This is a genomic window from Paraburkholderia ginsengiterrae, from assembly GCF_001645125.1.
GTDB lineage: Bacteria > Pseudomonadota > Gammaproteobacteria > Burkholderiales > Burkholderiaceae > Paraburkholderia > Paraburkholderia ginsengiterrae.
In genome coordinates, this window is the sequence record NZ_LXKA01000360.1 from 119753 (window position 1) to 136746 (window position 16994).

A 16994-nucleotide genomic window follows, 5' to 3' on the forward strand; every position below is an offset into this window, starting at 1 on the left:
TTCTCCTTGTGAGTGCGCTACATTGCTTTGAGTTTCGGTGCCGGGCTGCGACCGAAGAAGCGGGAGAGCAGGGGTTCGCTGCGCACACTGCCTCCTTCGGATCCAGCGGCCTGGCTGACGATGTTGCTCGCGAGCGCAAGCAGACTGCGCGAGACTGCGCAATTGCGGCTCATCTTGGTAATCGGCATTCCGTGATTCATCGACTCGGACACGTTCTCGGCGTCTTCGGGAACCACCTGATAAGGACGCATGCCGAGCACTTCCTCGAGCGCGGCGCGCGCGCGTTCGCCATGCCGGGTGTAGCGGTTCAGCAGCAGCCGGGTACGGTCGGCCGGATAGGCGAGCGATGCGAGAATTTCCTGCAGACGTCGGCCCGCCCGCACATGCGGCATGCTCGCCTGCAGCACGATATGAATCTGGTCGCTGCGATCCAGCGCGAGGATGGATAGCGGATTGAGGGTCTGGCCGAGGTCGAAGACCACCACGTCGTAGCGCGGCGCGGCGACGCCCAGAATCCATTCGAGCCGCTCCTCCTTGATCTCCGCGGCCTTGATCGGGTCCCCGGCGCCGGCGAGCAGATGGAAGGTGTCGCTCACGTGCACGAGGCAGGCGTCGAAGAAGGCCGCGTCCATCCGGTCGACCTGCGCGCACATTTGCGGCAAGGTGGAGGGCGGTTTTTCGTCGGAGACGAGAAAGGCGGCGTCGCCGAAAAGCTGATTAAGGTCGACCAGCAGCACACGTTTTTGCTGGCTATCGGAAATGGCCTGCGCCACGTTGCTGGCGATAAAGCTGGTGCCCGCGCCGCCCTTGCACGAGAGGAACGACACAATCTGCGTCTCGTGCCCGCCATGGATCGCACGCTGATTCTCGATGCGCAACAGCGCTTCCCCTAGCGAGTGCTTGTCGAGCGGCCAGCTCAGCACGTCGCGAAATCCGGCGCGCATGGCTTCGATCAGCGTTTGCGGCGACGCATCCGGAATCAGCAGAATGCACGTGACCCGCGCGTGCTGATGGCACAGCTTGCCGATCGCGGGAAGCTCGCTGGTATCCATGACCGACGCGTCGACGATCAGCACGTCGAACGCGTCGAGGCTGTCGCCACGCTCCATCAGCAGCGATGGTTTGCCGGCCATGCGGGTGGTGCGGTAATTGCCGCATTCGCCGATCATCTGCACGATCTGCGAAAGCCGCGTGGTGTCGTCCGAAGTGGTGAGAATATTGATCATGGTCGTGGCTGCCTGGCTGTGGTCGTTAATTGCAGACGGTGCCGCCTGTCGAGCTCGTGAGGCTCTCGCGTGGCAACGTGGTGGTGAGCGGCGGCATGGTGAGCGTGAGCGGCATGAACGGAAACATGGTTTTCACCTTGACATTGGTGACGCTGACAGTCACCGTGCTGCAACTGCTGCGGGCGGTCGGCGCATCGGAGTCGCACCCGGAAGGCAAATAGGAAACTGAAATATTCGAGGTGCTCAGCAACGGCAGCAGCGCGGTCATTCTCGTCTTGATGACACTCGCGTTGGCGTCGCATACGACAGCTGTGCGCGCACCAAGGCGAACCGCTTCGGTGGCCGTGCTCCAGTAGAACAGCACACGCGAGAATTCGCAGACGCCAATCAGCAGGCTCAGGAAAATGCCCAGCACCAGCGCCAGTTCGACGGTTGTGGCACCGCGTTGGCGCCACTGCCGTGGCGAGGTGCGCGACGGAGATAGCGTGTTCATAGCACCTGCCTCATGACGGTCGTGATGTCGTTGAAACTGATCGAGCCGAGGCCGCGAAACGGTTCGATCGGCGCGTAGCTGTAGCCGGTGATCTTGACTGCGACCAGGTTGACGGTGCCCGCGGCCGTGCCCGAACTGGCACCGTTGTTCGAGTCGTAGGTCGGGACACTGCCGAACGTCATGCCCGGACAACCCGTCGAACTCACCCGGTCGCAGATCACCACCATGCTGGTCTTCAAACCGCTGACCAGCACGGAGCCGCTGCAGTCGGTGGTGCCGTATACCGCGAGACATTGCGCCTGGGCGACCGGATACGCGATGTCGCTCGGCGAAAACTCGGACAGATAGCGTGCAGCGTCGCGCGTTGCCTTGGTGAGGGCGTCGTACTGGTAGATCGCGTAGCCGAATTCCGTTACGCCGGTCACGAGCAGCACGAGCGGGATCAGCACGAGGCCAAACTCCACCGCGGCCACGCCGCGCATCTTCCGCCGTGAAAGCAGGGTTCTTTTCATGACACGCTCCTATTGCACCAGCACGGGAACCAGCGGTCCGGCGCCGGTGCCGGCGCCCGGCGCGCCTTGCGTGGCGCACGGGCTGCCGGCCGAATTCGACAGGCCGAGATACTCGAGAAACACAGCATTGATATCGCCGCCTTGCTGCATCGGGTTGACCATCAGCACACAGGCCCAGCCGTTCACCGGCACCTGGTGCGTGCCAGGGTTCGTAAAGCCGGTGCAATCGACCATCGGCGCGAGCACCAGCCGGCGATCGGCGCCCGCCTTGTACACAGATTGCGCGGAGGGGCTGCCTTGCGTCTTGTAGCCGGTGACGTTGTCCCCCTGGTACGGCGCGTACTTGGTGCGCTCCTGGACAAAATCGGGGTAGGCGTTGCCGTTTGGATTGGACGCGGTGGTGTACGCGTAGCCGGTAAAGTCGGTCACACCGGTGGAGCCGCCGGCATAGATGCCGAAGCGCGTATTCCAGTCCTTGTCGAGCGACGACTTGTTGCCGGTGGTGCCGATCTGGGTGCCGTTCGCGGGCAGGCTGCATTGGCCGGCACCGGACAGCAGCGAGCCCAGCGAGCTCGCACCGCTGTTGCCCGGCGTCAGGTTGGCCCAGCCGAAGTTGCCGCCGCCGTAGGTGCCGTTGCCCTGGCTGTCCACCTTGGAGGTCAGCCATTGGCCGATCGTGTAGGACGACACGCCGGCCGAGGCCGGTGTGCAGACGAACACCGGGATGGCGCAGGTGGTTTGCGCGGCACCCACCGTGGCGACAGCTGCCGCGGACACTGACGAGCTTGCCAGCTTCGCGGCGTTGGCCGCGCTCATGCCCGGCAGCGCACCGAACACCTGCACGAACCAGTTGGCGATGCCGGTGAGCTGGGTGGTGCACTGTGCGTACTTGATATTAGCGAGCGAATAGGTGATCGAGTCTTTGCTCTCGAAGGTATCGCTCGTGGAATCGCTGTACAGCACAGTGCTGTCCGTCACCGCCGAGACAGCGGTGCTCTGGAAGAAAGCACTGTTGGCGTGTGCGGCGGCGATGCCGGCCGCCTCGGACACCGACAAAGGGGTGGCGCCGGTGAGGTCGCGCGCCGCGGCCAGCGCACAGGCGTCGGCGCTGTTCTGCAACTCGCTCTTGGTCACATACAGCTTGCCGAGATCGAGCACCAGGCCGACGAAGCCGATCAGCGCGACGAGCGACAACGCGACGATGATCGCCACCGCGCCGCGCTCGCGCCTGCGAGCCGCACCGTATTTCCGTGATTGCATGACGCGACGCATGGCGCCCCCCTACCTTTCGTGTGTTACTGACTGCCGGCCCCGCTGCCGCTGCCGACACCGATGACGAACGCGTTCGGTGCCGGGGCGGGTTGCTGGAAGGACTTGTCATACGTGTCCATCGCCGCGGCGGCGGCCTTGCCGTCCATGCCCGGTGCCGGCGGAGCATGCTCGCCCGCGTGCGGATCGATGATCTGCGCCTCCTTGACGGACTTGAGGGCTTCGCCGAAATGCTTGTCCCAGATCGGCGTGCTGGTCATGCAACCGCTCAGCGCCACGCAGGCCGGCACGATGAGCGCGGTCCAGCGCGCGAAAGCAAAGTGTTCGTGTTTCATGAGATTCCCCTTGGCATCACATCAACGGTCGGCCGTGTGGCTCGACGTGTCCGCTTTGGCGACGTCCTGCCGTCCCTGGTGGGAGGCGATCCGCGCCGCGGCGCTTTCGATACGGGCAGCGCGGGCGGCCTGCTCAGCCGTCGCGGACGGTGGCGCTTCCGCGAGCAGGACCGACGTGCTGGGCGCAGGGTCCGGCACGGGCGTCGCGGTGACGGTGCTGCGTGCTTCGGCCTGCGGATCGGACGGCGGCAACGCCATCGCTGCCGGTGCCGCCGGTGCTTGCGGCGCCGGGGCGGGCTGCGGTGCCGGCGGGCTCATCGTGGCAGGAGCGGCGGCCGGAGCAGGCATGGGCGACACATCCGGGGTAGCGTTGCCGGGTGCGGCACGCATTTTCGGGTTACGGCCTTCCATGTTGCCGGTCGCGTAGACGTCGACGTCGTTCACATGCGAGAAGGTGTCCGTGGGCAGCGGCAGGTCCGCGGTTTGCAGCGGCTTGACCAGATGCGGCGTGATGATGAACACGAGCTCCGTCAGATCCTGCTGGAACGACGTGCTGCGCGCCAGCGCACCGAGCACCGGCACTTCGCCGATGCCGGGAATCGCCTTCAGCGCGCCGGTCACGTTGCTCTTCATCAGTCCGCCAATCGCGAACGACTCGCCGTCATGCATCTGCACGACAGTGGAGGCCCGGCGCGTCGTGATGAGCGGCAGGATCGACACGCCGCTCACGTTGGAGGCGCTTAGCGTGACGCCGGTTGGCGACAGTTCGGACACCTCAGGTGCGACCTTCAGGCTGATATGGCCGTTGGCGAGCACGGTCGGCGTGAATTTCAGGCCCACGCCGAATTCCTCTTCCTGCAGCGTGATGCTCGTCACGCCGGTACCGCTGCTTTGCGGCACCGGAATGAAGATCTTGCCGCCGGCGAGGAAGGTGGCTTCCTGGCCGCTGATCGCGACGAGATTCGGCTCGGCGAGAATCTTGACCAGGTCGTCCGTCTTCTGCGCGTCGAAGGCGAGATTGAACGGCCGGTTGTTCGCCTTGCTCACCGCCACGGCGCTCGTGACGCCGGCCAGCAGATTGCTGACCAGCGCGCCGGTCCATGAACCGAAACCGCCCTGAATGTTGAGCGCCGCGCCCATCTGGTTGATGAGCGTCTTCGACACCTCGGCGACCTTCACTTCGAGCATCACCTGCTGCGGGGCGTCAACCGTCATCATGTTGATGACCTCGGAGGCCTTGCTGGTGGTCGAGCTCTGCTGGGACACGTTGGCCGTGCCGCCGAGCGTGCCGGTGCCGCTTTGCTGCTGCTGGGTGGCCTGCGCTTCCGCGTAGGCCTTCGCGATTTCCAGCGCCTGCTGGGCTGCCGGCGAGCTCGACACATGCCCGCCCAGCACCAGATTGCCCGCCGCGGTCGAGACGCGAATGCCGCGCTCGGCGGGCAGCAGCTGCGTCAGCGACTGTTGCAGGCCGTTGGGGTCGATGTTGACGATCACGTCGATCATCTGGCATCCGCCGCTGCGTCCCTGCACGATCATGTTGGTCGTACCGACCGCCATGCCGACGAGGTAGAGCGTGCGCGGCGTCACCAGCGTGGCCTGCACGATGGTCGGATTGCCGAGCGTGCGGTTGCGTGCCGGTTCGGCGAGCGGGAACAAGGTCGACTTGCCGACCGGCACGACCACGCTGCTCATTTCGTGAATGTCCCCGGTGCAACTCGGTCCGCGCAGCGGGGCGGCCGCAGCGGCCGCCCCGGCTGCTCCGCCCGCCGGGATCGGCGCCATGCTGACCATCATCGGCGTTGCGCCGCGGCCCGCCGGCATCGGCAGATTCGGCCGAGCCTTGGCGAGAGCAGGAAGCTCCACCGCTTCCTGTGCCACGCCGCTTTGCGCGACCAGCAATCCGGTGCACAGCGCCGAGGCGAGCATGACGCCGCCCAGCGAGCGGTTGCGCATCGCGCTACCGGATGAAATACCGTGTTTCGTTTTCATTTTCCTGCCCCCGTTTGCCGACCTCGGTGGATCGTGACTTAGGTTATTTGCCTTGATGGTGGCGCTGGCGGCGCCTGGTCCTTATTGACGCCGCCGCCTTCCGCCTAGAAACATTCCACACTGCCCAGCACACCTGACAACACGCCAACGCAGTCCCGCTTTGGCGCAGGGCGGGCCGCGTAGTGCACACGAGCGGGGTGCACCGGCGCCGCCACCGGAGCCGAAGCCGGAACCGGCGTGCCGAGCAGCGACACCTTGGTGGCGCCGTCGGTCGGCAGCGTTGCCTTGTCGACCTGATTGCGCAGCACCAGCGACAGCGTGCCGACACTGCGAGCCAGATCGAGTTTTTCCGCCTGCTCGGGTGAGACTTCGAGCGTGACGGCGTTGACGACCTTCGGCGCCGTATCGTCGCGATTGACCTGCTGGGCCACCGCGAGCACCAGGATCTTTTCCAGCACGATCTTCGAGATGCTTTGCTGCGAGTCCGCCTTTCCAGGTTCCTGCGTGTTCACGATCACGTCGACGTAGTTACCCGGCAGCGCGAAGCCCGCCACGCCGACCACGTCGTTCACGCGTACCGTGATGGCGCGGTTGCCTTCGCCGATGACGGCGGACAGACCGCCTTTGGTGCCGATCGGCGCGAGCTTCGCTTCGATCACGGGTTCGCCGCGGCCGAGACTCGTGCGCACCACGCGGCCTTCGAGCAACTTCGGATCACTGAATGCGCCGGGCGGCACGCTGCCCGTCGGCCAGTTGACCGTGCGGATCAGACTGGCGTTGAGCGGTTCGCCGAGACTGACGTCACCCGCGGCGACCGCGATCGGCGTGACCGCACTCGACGAGGTCTGCATCAGCCATCGCGAAGCAAAGACCACGGCGGCGAGACCGGCCAGGACCGCGACGGCCAGCATCATTAAAGCGCGACTGTTTTTCATGGTGAGACTCCTGCGTAGGTCGTTGGACACATGCCGGTCAACCGGCGGCCAACTGTCGGGCCGGCCGGTCGGCCGTGGGTGGGTAAGGGCTTTCGTGTTCCATTGCAGTGGCGAAATAGTTGTGCCATGCATCGCGCAGTCCGTCTTCCGTCACTTCGCGCGCCGCGCCGTGGTAGTGCGCGGACGCGGAAACCAGATCGAGCAGATCGCCGGGATAGCAGGCGAGAAACGGCCGGCCGCTCGGGAAGTGCAGGTTGTGCAGCAGATAATCGAACACGGCCTGGGAGGCGTTGAGCTTGAGAGCGGCACAACGGGCGTCGAACAGCGCGTGATACTGGTCGACCGACAACGGCCCGACGTAGATCTTCGAGCCGAGCCGGCGCAGGAATGCATCGTCGAACTGAGCCGGCGAGAGGTTGCTGGAGAACACCGGCCAGACGTCGAACGGCATCAGAAAACGCGAGCCGGATTGCAGCGTGAGCTGATCGACGCCGCGATCGAGCGGCATCAGCCAGCGATTCAGCAACTCATGCGGCGCCACGCGCTGGCGGCCGAGATCGTCGACGATATACAGGCCCATGTTGGCCTTCGCATGCGGCGGCGCCTGGTAGAAACCGGCCGTGGCGTCATGGCGCAGGTCCAGTCCTTCGAGCGTCAGCTCGCCCCCCGAGATCACCACAGGGCGGCGGCACATGCGCCAGCGCCGGTCGCCGGCCGATGCCGTGCCCTGATCCGGCGCGTCGAGGTGCACGAGCGGGTCGTACAACTGCACGATTTCGCCGCCCACGTAAAGCGCATACGGAATCGGCACGGCGCCGCGCAGCAGCAGTCCAAGCCGTTCCGCCAGAAACGTCTTGCCGCTGCCGGCAAGGCCGGGCAGCAGCAGGGGCCGGCCGGCGTTGAGCGAGGCGGCGGCCGAATCGAGCAGCGCGGGCTCGATGATCACGTCGCGAAACGCCGCGTGCACATCGGCCTGCGTGATGCGGATCCAGCGAACCGAGTGTTCGCGCACGCTGTCCACATAGGTTTCGAATGCGACCGGAGCAGGGCCGCAATATCGGCACCGCGTCATTTCATCCTGGGCGAGCAGGCGGCCGTTTTCCGTGAGACGGCTCTGCACGTCGAGGTCGTTCGAGCCGCGATGCGTGATCTCGATGAGGTGCTCGCGCACGAGAAACGCCAGCGCGTCCTCGAGTACGCCGACCGACAGGCAGTGCCGCTCGGCGAAATCCGCGAAGCTCGATTTGCCGTGCAGCAGGGCGGACTTGAGGATGAGGCGTGTGACGAACTCCTGCGGGAGGCCGGTTTCGGCCAGCGTGCGTGGCGCACGCCGCGACACGGTGGATGCCTCCGCCTGACGCCCGTATGAGGGCGCCGGCTCAGGCAGATGCGTCACCTGCGCGCCATTCCCGTTTTCAAGGTTCTGCTGGTTCATCGCTCTTTCTCCAACGTCGGCTTGCGGCCGGCATTACAGGTTGTACGGCCAGGCAGCCGACGCAAACAACACACCTAGGGTTCCTGCGGCAATGGCAACGCCGTAGGGCAGGGACCCAACCGATTCGTTCTGCTGATATCCGAGCTCGCCTGTCTGCGGTAGTCCGGGGTGCCCCGCATGACTTGCGATGCACCAGAGATTGACGAGCAGCTGCCTCATCCGGCCGTGACGCAAGGTGACCCACAGCGACCAGATCCCGCCGATGACAAACGTTGCTAGCGCGATGCGCACCGTCAGCGCCGGTCCAACCCAGGCACCGATGGTCAGCATCAGTTTCACGTCGCCGGCCGCCATGCCGCGCAACAGATAGAACGGCAGCAATACCGCGAAGCCGGTCAATGCGCCGGTCAGCCATTCTTCGCCGCCGGCGAGCGGGCCGTGCAGCCAGACTTGCACGAGCAGCGCGGCGGCCAGGCCGATCGCGATGACCCGGTTCGGAATCCGCCGGCTGGTGATATCCGTGCTGGCGGTCAGAATCGTCAGCGCGGTCACGCAAAGCGGAATGGGTTGTGGTGGCAGGAACATGATTGGGCTCGACCGGTGTTGTCCTGGTTTATCAGGCCGCCGTGGCGACCTTGGCCGCGACGTTCTCGTAGAGACCGTTCAAGTTGGCGCCCACCGTAGTGACTGCGGCAACAATCACCACGGCGATGAGCGAGCCGATAAGCGCGTACTCGATCGACGTGACACCGCCGTCATCCCGCAGCAGTTGCTTCGCAATGTTGCTACACGCACTCATGGCAATCTCCTGATTCGGTTCGTAACCTGCGTGGTCTGATCGCAGGGCACTGCATGATCTGGGGAAATAGACGGGAGAGACGGAAGATCCGTTCACCCGTCAAGTCCCGTCTTTAAAGATCGTTGCCGATCGTGGTGAAAATCGCGTTCAGATCCGTTCCGACTATCGTGACGGCACCGACGATGACGACGGCGATCAGGGCGGCGATCAGTCCGTACTCGATGGCCGTTACGCCGTGCCGATCCGAAATGAAACGTCTGGCGCACTCTGCACCGGTGCGGACGTAGCGCCGTATTGGAACGCCTTGCATCGTTATTTTTGTCGCATCCATGGGTCACTCCACTTTGCGTTCTGCCAGGAAATCAGTATCGAGATCCGGCGATGACGGACGAATCGGTTGAATGGATTGTCCGTCGGCGCACGGCTTAAAGATCGTTGCCGATCGTCGTAAAAATCAGGTTCAGCTTTGTGCCAACGGTCGTGACGGCACCGACGATGACGACGGCGATCAGGGCGGCGATCAGGCCGTATTCGATGGCGGTCACACCATCTTCGTCACGAACGAAACGTTGAGCTTGGTTGATGATCTTTTGCATGATGAAACTCCTTTCGGATAACTAACGATAAACCCTTGGCCGGAATTGGCTAGGGGAGGACCTACGGGTACTACAGGGTAAAACGGATAATGCGGATCTACGCCGGACGTGGTGGCATGCACGCGTCAACGTGCACGCCCGTCATGACGGAATTGTCTGTACGAGGAGACTGACTGGGGACCGCGTAGTGGGTGAGTGGCCTCTCATGCGGTCCATTCAGACCAGCCACGAAGCGATGCTGCATGCCGCGGATGATCGAATCAATGGCGACGGCAGACGCATGGTCTGAGCCGCTGTTGCGGTGGTGGGTCCGCCGCTTTGTCGGGTAATTCTTCATGTCGTGGTCCCTCGACTTCCGTTGCTCGTTATTGGCTTCCGTGTCAAACCGGAGCCCGCTAGTCAGTCAACGACACCATCTGACCTTCACTTGCGCTGTCTTTGCGATCCGCAGCTGTGTAGTGAAGAAACATCCCCGTGGCTGATGCCGTTGCGATTCGGACTCTCCCTCGTTGCTGCTGTCTGAATCGCATCGGCCGTCACGTCGTCGACTTCCGCGCTCTTTCCTATGCAAGCACCAGGCCAGCTCCCCCAAATGCCAGGAAACATGCGGGGGACGCTGCGCCGCCCCCGGTTTGGACTCACTCCTGAAACACGGATCGTCTCGATTCTGCGACAACTCGAAGGGGGGGCGGGCGCCGCGGCCGGTCCCCGCAAAGGCGCGCCGTGCTTGGCGCTGCGGCGATTTCATAGCGATTTACCCTAAGCAGGCCCGATGCGCGGCATGAAACCGATCCGAGTGGGATGGGGGTCATTTTTGCAGGTGCATCTGCCCTAATCGTTGCAATGCTGAAACATGCCCCCTCCCAAGGTGGGTAAATCTACCCGAATTGACGCTCTGATACGTCTCGTCGTCAGGTAGGAGGAATGCGCCAGGTTGAAAGTCGCGGCTTTTCCTACAACAATGAATCGACCACACGCGTGATGAACCATTTGCACGCTTAGGAATAGAAACAAAAAAACAGATTGACTGGATGAGTCAAAAAAACATCCGGCTCTCAAGCAAGGCGGGGATCATGTACTTTTCAAATCGAGGAACGCTCAGTTCTGAGCATCGCATTCACGGCTGGCTGACACGGGAGCGCGTGCTGTTCTACAGCTGCACGACGCTCGTGCTATGTGCGATTCTGCTTGCGGCATGGTATCGGAGCAGCGACGGCTTCATACGTGCCGAAGCCGCGAGACCTGGCGTCGATTTCTCCGTATTCTGGACCGCATCGCACCTGATGCTGAACGGGTCCCCCGCAGCGGTCTACGACTATCCATCGTTTGCACGCGCCGAATCCGCGTTGTTCGGCGCCTACCTGAATCACGGTTTTCTGCCGTGGCTCTATCCCCCCACGTTGCTCCTGCTCGTGACACCGTTTGCGTTGTTTCCGTACGCGGTCAGTTATGGGCTGTTCGTGTGCGTGGGCTTGTGGCTCTTCGCGACCAGTACCCTCGGTGTGACCGGCTTTGCCGCCCGCTTTGGCCGTCCGCGGCTCGCGGCCCTCGTCGTGCTGGCGTACCCCGGTGTATTCGTCGCGGCCGTGGTCGGGCAGAACGCGTTGCTGACCGCCGCGTTGATGGCATTCGCGGTTCGCTGGAGCGAGCGGCACCCGGTGCGGGCTGGTATCTGCATCGGCTTGCTGGCGATCAAGCCGCAACTGGCCGTATTGTTCCCCGTGGTGCTGATCGTAGCGCGAGCGTGGAAGACCATCTGGGCGGCGGCAATCAGCGCAGGGCTCTTCACGGCAGCGAGCGTGCTCGTGTGCGGCCCGCAGTCGCTTCGCGCATTTCTGGACGGCACTCGCGTGGCGCGCGAGCTGGTGCTCGAACACCGGATCCCGTACTGGTTCGCGTCGCCGACGCCGTTCGCCGCGCTGCGTCTCGCCGATGCGTCGATCGCCATGTCCTACGCCGTGCAAGGCGCTGTCGCGTTGATCGCCGCCGCGGCCGCCTGTTACGTGTGGCGACGCACCCGTGATCTGCGCATGCGGTCCGCGGCGCTTGCGGTGGCCACACTACTCGCTAATCCCTACCTCTGGTTCTACGAACTGACCTGGCTCGGCGTCGCGCTCGTCTGTCTGGTCGCATGCGGCCTCGAGAAAGGCTGGCACCGCGGCGAGCAGGCCATTCTGGTGCTCGCCTGGCTGCTGCCGCTCTACGAATACTTCAATCGCCTGACGCTGTGGCCGCAAATCGGACCGGTTGTCCTGCTGCTGACGCTGCTTGCGATCGTGCGGCGCACGCGGCTCGAGATGAAGGTGGTGTCATGAACCTGCATATATCCCGCTTGGTGACGACGAAGTCCCGGCCACTGCCGACGCTGCGCATGGCGGGTCCGGCGCGGGGGCCGCATTGGCTCAACGCGGACCGTCTGCGGCTGTATCCGCTGGTGGTGCTGGGGTGCTACGTGCTGTTCGCCGTGCTCTATCTCGTTCGGTTGACCGGCCGCAGCGACATGAATCCGTTCGTGATGGATTTTCTGCCGAGCTGGAGCGCGGCGACCCTCGCGCTGCATGGGCACGCGGCCGATGCCTACAACGTTCACGCACTGTCATTGATCGAGATCGCCGCGCAACCGCGCTTCGCTACGGCGAACGGCATCTTGCCGTGGCTATATCCGCCCAATACGTTGCTGCTGGTTCTGCCGCTTGCGCTCTTGCCCTATACAGCCGCGGCCGTGTTATGGCTCGGTGGCGCGTATGTGCTGTTCGTCAGGATGATCCGCACCATCGTGGCGGAACGCCAGGCCATGCTCCCGGCGCTGTTTTTCCCGGGTGCGATTTTCGTCGTCAGCGTCGGGCAAAACGGATTGCTGACGGCTGCGCTCGCCGGCTATGGACTCATCGCGCTGCGCCGCCATCCCGTTGTGGCCGGGGTCTGTCTGGGCCTGCTGTGCATGAAGCCACAACTGGCGCTGCTGTTTCCGCTGGCACTCCTATGCTCGCGTTCGTGGCGTGCGCTGGCCGCCCTCGTGTTGACGGCGGCGTCGACTCTCGCGCTCGCGCTGCTCGTGTTCGGCACCGGCACGCTGAGCGCATTCCTTCATAACACCGGGATTGCCACCCACAGTATCGAATCCGCCCACGCCACCCTGGCGCGCGTGCCGACCATCTTCGCGCTGGCGACGCTGCTTCATGCTCCGGCCTGGCTTGCGTATGCAGGGCAGGGCGCCTGTGCGCTGGCCGCGGCGGCCGCGGTTGGTTATGCGTGGGGGCGCGAGTGTTCGTACTCGCTGCGCGCGGCGACACTGATCTGCGCCAGCCTGCTCGTGAGCCCCTATCTCTACGACTACGATCTCGCCTGGTACGGAGTGCTGATTGCATGGTACTGCCGTCATGCGCTGAACGAAGGGTGGGGGCGGGGCGAACGCGAATGGCTGGTGGTGCTGTGGGTCGCGCCGCTCTCGGGCATGTTGATCATCGCTTGCGGACCATTCCAGTTCATGCCGTTGATTTCGCTGGCGACATTGTGGATGTTGCTGCGGCGCATTGCCAGGGAGCGGCGCGCGGCCCCGGTCCTGCGGCGCTCCGGCGAGTGAGCAGAGACCACGAAAGTAGTGTCGAAGAGGTGTAAGCAGTTTTACGGGGAGGTTGTCATGTTCGAAAAAAACTATATTCCACTGATTTCAATGGTGGTGCCCTTCTACAACGAGGGTGAAGCGGTAGGCCATTTCTTTAGCGAGATCATTCCGGTGCTCGAAGCGATCGAAGCGACGCGCTTCGAGATCGTCTGCGTAAACGACGGCAGCAGCGACGGCACGCTCGACAAGCTGATCGCAGCGAGCGTGAAGGACACGCGCATACGGGTCATCGACCTGACGCGCAACTTCGGCAAGGAGGCGGCGCTGACAGCCGGAATCGATGAAGCGTTCGGCGACGCGGTGATTCCCATCGACGCGGACCTGCAGGATCCGCCGAGTCTGATTCCGGTGATGATCGAGCACTGGCGCAACGGTGCCGAAGTGGTCGCCGCCAAACGGTCCAACCGCGCGTGCGACACCTTCGCGAAACGGACCGCCGCCGCGATCTACTATCGCGTCCACAATGCGTTATCCGAAGTAAAGCTGCCGGAGAATGTTGGCGACTTCCGGCTGATGGACCGCCAGGTCGTTAATGCGCTGCGCAGCCTGCCGGAGCGTCGGCGTTTCATGAAGGGCCTGTTTGCGTGGGTGGGTTACCGGACCGTGATCGTCGAGTACCAGCGCGAGCCGCGCAGCGCCGGTCATTCGAAATTTTCCGGCTGGCGGCTGTGGAATTTCGCGCTCGAAGGCATTACCAGCTTCAGCACCGTGCCGCTGCGCAGCTGGAGCTATATCGGGCTGGCGATCGCCACCGCGGCTTTTGCGTATGGCGGCTTCATCATCGGCCGCACGCTGTTGTTCGGCAACCCGGTGCCGGGTTATGCGTCGCTGCTTTCGGTCATGCTGTTGATGGGCGGCATCGAACTGATCGGTATCGGCGTGGTAGGCGAATACATCGGGCGCATCTACTACGAGAGCAAGGGCCGCCCGATCTACCTCGTGCGGCGCCGTTACCAGGCCAAGAGCAAAGTCAGCACGCTGCCCGCCGGACGCAATGCTTCGCGCCCATCGTCCGCCGTGCGGCTGGAACTTTCACGCAAGCGTACCGCGCAGCGTGTGCGGCTCGCTACCAGCCGCTGACGCGAGGAGGGTTGAATCATGTCTCCCGAAGCTTATCTGCAGATGGCCGAAACCGAAGCGGAACATTGGTGGTTTCGCGGCCGGCGCGACGTGTTGCGCTCGGTGCTGCGTAGCCTCGTGTTGCCGTCCCGGGCGCGTGTGCTCGAAGTGGGCTCAGGCACAGGCGGCAACCTGGACATGCTGGCCGAGTTCGGCAGCGTGAGCGGCGTGGAAATGGACGAAACGGCGCGCAGGCTCACGGCAGCCAGTACCGGCGGGCGCTTCGACATACGCGCGGGGCGTTTGCCGGACGATCTGCCATTCGAGCGCGAACGCTTCGACCTGGTCTGCTTTTTCGATTGTCTCGAGCATATCGACGACGATGTCGGTTCGCTCACGCGCATGCGCGGCATTCTGGCGCCCGGCGGGAAGGTTCTCGTGACCGTGCCGGCCTATCAGTGGCTATGGAGCGCGCATGACGTGTTTCTGCAGCACCATCGTCGCTACAATCGGGCGACGCTTGCGGCGTGTGCCGAAGCCGCCGGTTATCGCGTCGAACGCGTCACGTATTTCAACTCGCTGCTGCTGCCGCTGGCGGTTGCGGTGCGCGTCATCGACCGTCTGCTCAAGCGTGAGCGGTCGAGCGGCGATGCCACGCCGGCAAGCGCGTTGAACGCGTTGCTCTATCGGGTTTTCAGTGCGGAACGTCACTGGGTGTCGCGTGGCAGCTTGCCATGCGGCGTGTCCTTGCTCGCAGTGCTCACACTCAAGTGACCAAGCCGTGGTGAACAATTTCGAAGTAACGCGACTGGTCCGCTTCGGCGTCTGCGGCGTGCTGGCGACAGGTTTGCATATCGGCGTGGCCGTCGCGCTGATTTCGCGCGCCGGCGCGTCGCCGGCCCTCGCGAATGCGCTGGCGTTCGTATGCGCGACGTGCTGGTCGTATCTTGCGAACACCCTGTGGAGTTTCTCGTCCTCGCTCCATTTGCGGAACGTCTCGCGATTCATTGCCGTGTCGCTTGGCGGCGTGGCGTTGACCGGTCTCGTGTCCTACCTCGCCCAGGCAGCGGGAGCCGGGCCGTGGGCGGGTATTGCGATGGTCGTCTGCATCGTCACGCCGCTCACTTTTGTGACGCACCGCCGCTGGACCTATCGCTAGACATGGAGGCGCAATTGAAGCATGGACTCGTTCTCGCGAAAACCAGCACCACGGATGCGTGGGGCTGGCCGTCCTTTCCGATAGTCGTGGTGGTAATCGGCTTTGCTATTGGCCTTTTCACGCCGGCGTTGCTTAATGATGGCGATACCTACTGGCACATCGCGACCGGCCAATGGATACTGCGAACCGGTGCGATCCCGCATGCGGATCCTTTCTCGTACACGGTTGCAGGCGCGCCCTGGGTGGCGCATGAATGGCTGTCCGAGCTCGTCATGGCGCTCGCCTGGAAAGCGGCCGGGTGGAACGGCATCATGATGCTGTTCGGCGCGGCAACGGCCATCACGTTCGGTGCGTTCGCGCATTACCTCACACGCTGGCTTCGCCAGCCGGCTGCGCTAGTCGTGTTTATCCTCGGCGCCGCTTGCATCAGTGGCAGCCTGCTGGCACGTCCGCATCTGCTCGCGTTGCCGGTGCTCGTGCTCTGGTCCGCCGGTTTGCTGCGGGCGAGAGATCAGAGTACGGCGCCGTCGCTGTGGCTCCTGCCGCTCATGCTGGTCTGGGCCAATCTCCACGGCAGCTTCGTGTTCGGCCTGGCGCTGGTTGTGCCGTTGGCTATCGAAGCGTGGCTCGACGCTGGGGAGAGCAGGATCAGTGTCGTGCGTGGGTGGGGCGTGTTCCTCGCGGCGGCAACCGGCGTGTCGCTCGTTACGCCCAATGGTTGGCACGGTCTGCTGTTTCCTTTCGAACTCGCGCGCATGACGCAGATCGGCAGCATCAGCGAGTGGAGGCCCACGGACTTCCACGCGCTCGAGCCGATGGAAATGGCGCTCATGGCCACGCTGTATATCGCGTTTTCGCGGGGCATACGCTTGCCGATGCCCCGGCTTCTCACGCTGCTCGCTGTGTTGCATCTAGCGCTTCAGCACAGCCGGCATCAGATGCTCGCGGGTCTCGCAGGCGCGCTGCTTCTAACGGCCCCGCTTGGCCAGGCTTTCGGCGCCGCTACCGGATCCGATCGACCCGGCCCGTTCCCGGCGCTGCGCTGGGCCGTGGCCGGAGTGGCTTGCATGCTCGTGTTGACGACGCTGCGCATCGCCCATCCTCTCGTGCGCACGGATGACTACGTGTCGCCGGCCACAGCGCTGGATCACGTTCCGCCGGGCCTCCTGAGCGAGCCGGTCATCAACAGTTATGAGTTTGGCGGGTATTTGATATTCAGGAACGTCAAACCATTCATCGACGGCCGTGCTGACATGTACGGGGACGACTTCATGGCGGGCTACAGCGCCGCCTTCAAGCCGGACCGCGCCGCATTCGAGCGGACCGTGGACAAATACGGGATTCGATGGGCACTGCTCGGCGCCCACAGTTCCGCGTTGCCGATGATCGACGCGCTTCCGGGATGGCGGCGTGTGTATGCAGATAGGGTTGCCGCCGTATATGTGCGAGATTGATCCCACGCTGTTACGACGGCGGCAGGCAGTCCACCGGGACGCTGCAGAGCCCGGCACAGTGGACTTGGCGGCCGCGTGAGCCGACTGCCTGCCGGCTCACACGCACAC

General features: G+C 63.9%; 18 protein-coding genes. 6 read left to right on the top strand and 12 right to left on the bottom strand.

The window, feature by feature from the left end; translation table 11 throughout:
* Positions 1–17 precede the first annotated feature (17 nt).
* The 12 genes from A6V37_RS33110 to A6V37_RS33165 all read right to left on the bottom strand — a co-directional run bounded on the left by A6V37_RS33110 (position 18) and on the right by A6V37_RS33165 (position 9589).
* Positions 18–1226: a CpaE/TadZ family protein gene (locus A6V37_RS33110; RefSeq protein WP_064268056.1), complete on the bottom strand. Its 1209-nt coding sequence runs from the start codon at positions 1224–1226 to the stop codon at positions 18–20.
* Between the two features lie 25 nt (positions 1227–1251).
* Complete coding sequence (locus A6V37_RS33115; RefSeq protein WP_064268057.1) at positions 1252–1719, bottom strand: TadE/TadG family type IV pilus assembly protein; 468 nt, start codon at positions 1717–1719, stop codon at positions 1252–1254.
* Entirely contained in the window at positions 1716–2231 is a 516-nt protein-coding gene (locus A6V37_RS33120) for a TadE/TadG family type IV pilus assembly protein (RefSeq protein ID WP_064268058.1), read from the bottom strand. Before A6V37_RS33120 ends, A6V37_RS33115 begins: the two co-directional genes overlap by 4 nt.
* Positions 2232–2240: 9 nt before the next feature.
* Positions 2241–3491 (bottom strand): pilus assembly protein TadG-related protein, encoded by a 1251-nt coding sequence (locus A6V37_RS33125; protein WP_075643601.1) that lies wholly within the window; start codon positions 3489–3491, stop codon positions 2241–2243.
* A 35-nt stretch (positions 3492–3526) separates the two neighbouring features.
* Positions 3527–3835, bottom strand: coding sequence for a hypothetical protein (locus tag A6V37_RS33130; RefSeq protein ID WP_064268060.1), 309 nt, complete (start codon positions 3833–3835; stop codon positions 3527–3529).
* A 21-nt stretch (positions 3836–3856) separates the two neighbouring features.
* Positions 3857–5824, bottom strand: coding sequence for a type II and III secretion system protein family protein (locus A6V37_RS33135; protein WP_064286771.1), 1968 nt, complete (start codon positions 5822–5824; stop codon positions 3857–3859).
* A gap of 104 nt (positions 5825–5928) precedes the next feature.
* The gene (cpaB, locus tag A6V37_RS33140) at positions 5929–6759 is read right to left on the bottom strand and encodes a Flp pilus assembly protein CpaB (protein ID WP_064286772.1); all 831 of its coding nucleotides are present in this window, start codon (positions 6757–6759) and stop codon (positions 5929–5931) included.
* A gap of 37 nt (positions 6760–6796) precedes the next feature.
* Positions 6797–8194, bottom strand: coding sequence for a hypothetical protein (locus A6V37_RS33145; protein ID WP_064286773.1), 1398 nt, complete (start codon positions 8192–8194; stop codon positions 6797–6799).
* Positions 8195–8227: 33 nt separating this feature from the next.
* Positions 8228–8779: an A24 family peptidase gene (locus tag A6V37_RS33150; RefSeq protein WP_064268064.1), complete on the bottom strand. Its 552-nt coding sequence runs from the start codon at positions 8777–8779 to the stop codon at positions 8228–8230.
* Positions 8780–8810: 31 nt separating this feature from the next.
* Positions 8811–8993, bottom strand: coding sequence for a Flp family type IVb pilin (locus A6V37_RS33155; protein ID WP_064268065.1), 183 nt, complete (start codon positions 8991–8993; stop codon positions 8811–8813).
* A gap of 112 nt (positions 8994–9105) precedes the next feature.
* Positions 9106–9324 carry a Flp family type IVb pilin gene (locus tag A6V37_RS33160; RefSeq protein WP_425262292.1) on the bottom strand — a complete coding sequence of 73 codons (219 nt, stop codon included), beginning with the start codon at positions 9322–9324 and terminating at the stop codon, positions 9106–9108.
* Between the two features lie 94 nt (positions 9325–9418).
* A complete protein-coding gene (locus tag A6V37_RS33165) occupies positions 9419–9589 on the bottom strand; it encodes a Flp family type IVb pilin (protein WP_064268066.1) in 171 nt (56 codons plus the stop codon).
* 1073 nt (positions 9590–10662) lie between these two features.
* On the opposite strand from A6V37_RS33165, the gene A6V37_RS33170 reads away from it, so the two are divergent.
* The 6 genes from A6V37_RS33170 to A6V37_RS33195 are packed head-to-tail and all read left to right on the top strand — an operon-like array spanning position 10663 to position 16886.
* Positions 10663–11904: a glycosyltransferase family 87 protein gene (locus A6V37_RS33170; protein ID WP_064268067.1), complete on the top strand. Its 1242-nt coding sequence runs from the start codon at positions 10663–10665 to the stop codon at positions 11902–11904.
* A complete protein-coding gene (locus tag A6V37_RS33175) occupies positions 11901–13172 on the top strand; it encodes a glycosyltransferase family 87 protein (protein ID WP_242665807.1) in 1272 nt (423 codons plus the stop codon). Before A6V37_RS33170 ends, A6V37_RS33175 begins: the two co-directional genes overlap by 4 nt.
* Before the next feature lie 57 nt (positions 13173–13229).
* On the top strand, positions 13230–14294 hold the full coding sequence (locus A6V37_RS33180) for a glycosyltransferase (RefSeq protein WP_064268068.1): 1065 nt from the start codon (positions 13230–13232) through the stop codon (positions 14292–14294).
* 18 nt (positions 14295–14312) lie between these two features.
* Positions 14313–15047: a class I SAM-dependent methyltransferase gene (locus A6V37_RS33185; protein ID WP_064268069.1), complete on the top strand. Its 735-nt coding sequence runs from the start codon at positions 14313–14315 to the stop codon at positions 15045–15047.
* 10 nt (positions 15048–15057) lie between these two features.
* Positions 15058–15432 (top strand): GtrA family protein, encoded by a 375-nt coding sequence (locus A6V37_RS33190; protein ID WP_064268090.1) that lies wholly within the window; start codon positions 15058–15060, stop codon positions 15430–15432.
* Between the two features lie 14 nt (positions 15433–15446).
* Entirely contained in the window at positions 15447–16886 is a 1440-nt protein-coding gene (locus A6V37_RS33195) for a hypothetical protein (protein ID WP_131799874.1), read from the top strand.
* Positions 16887–16994: the final 108 nt, after the last annotated feature.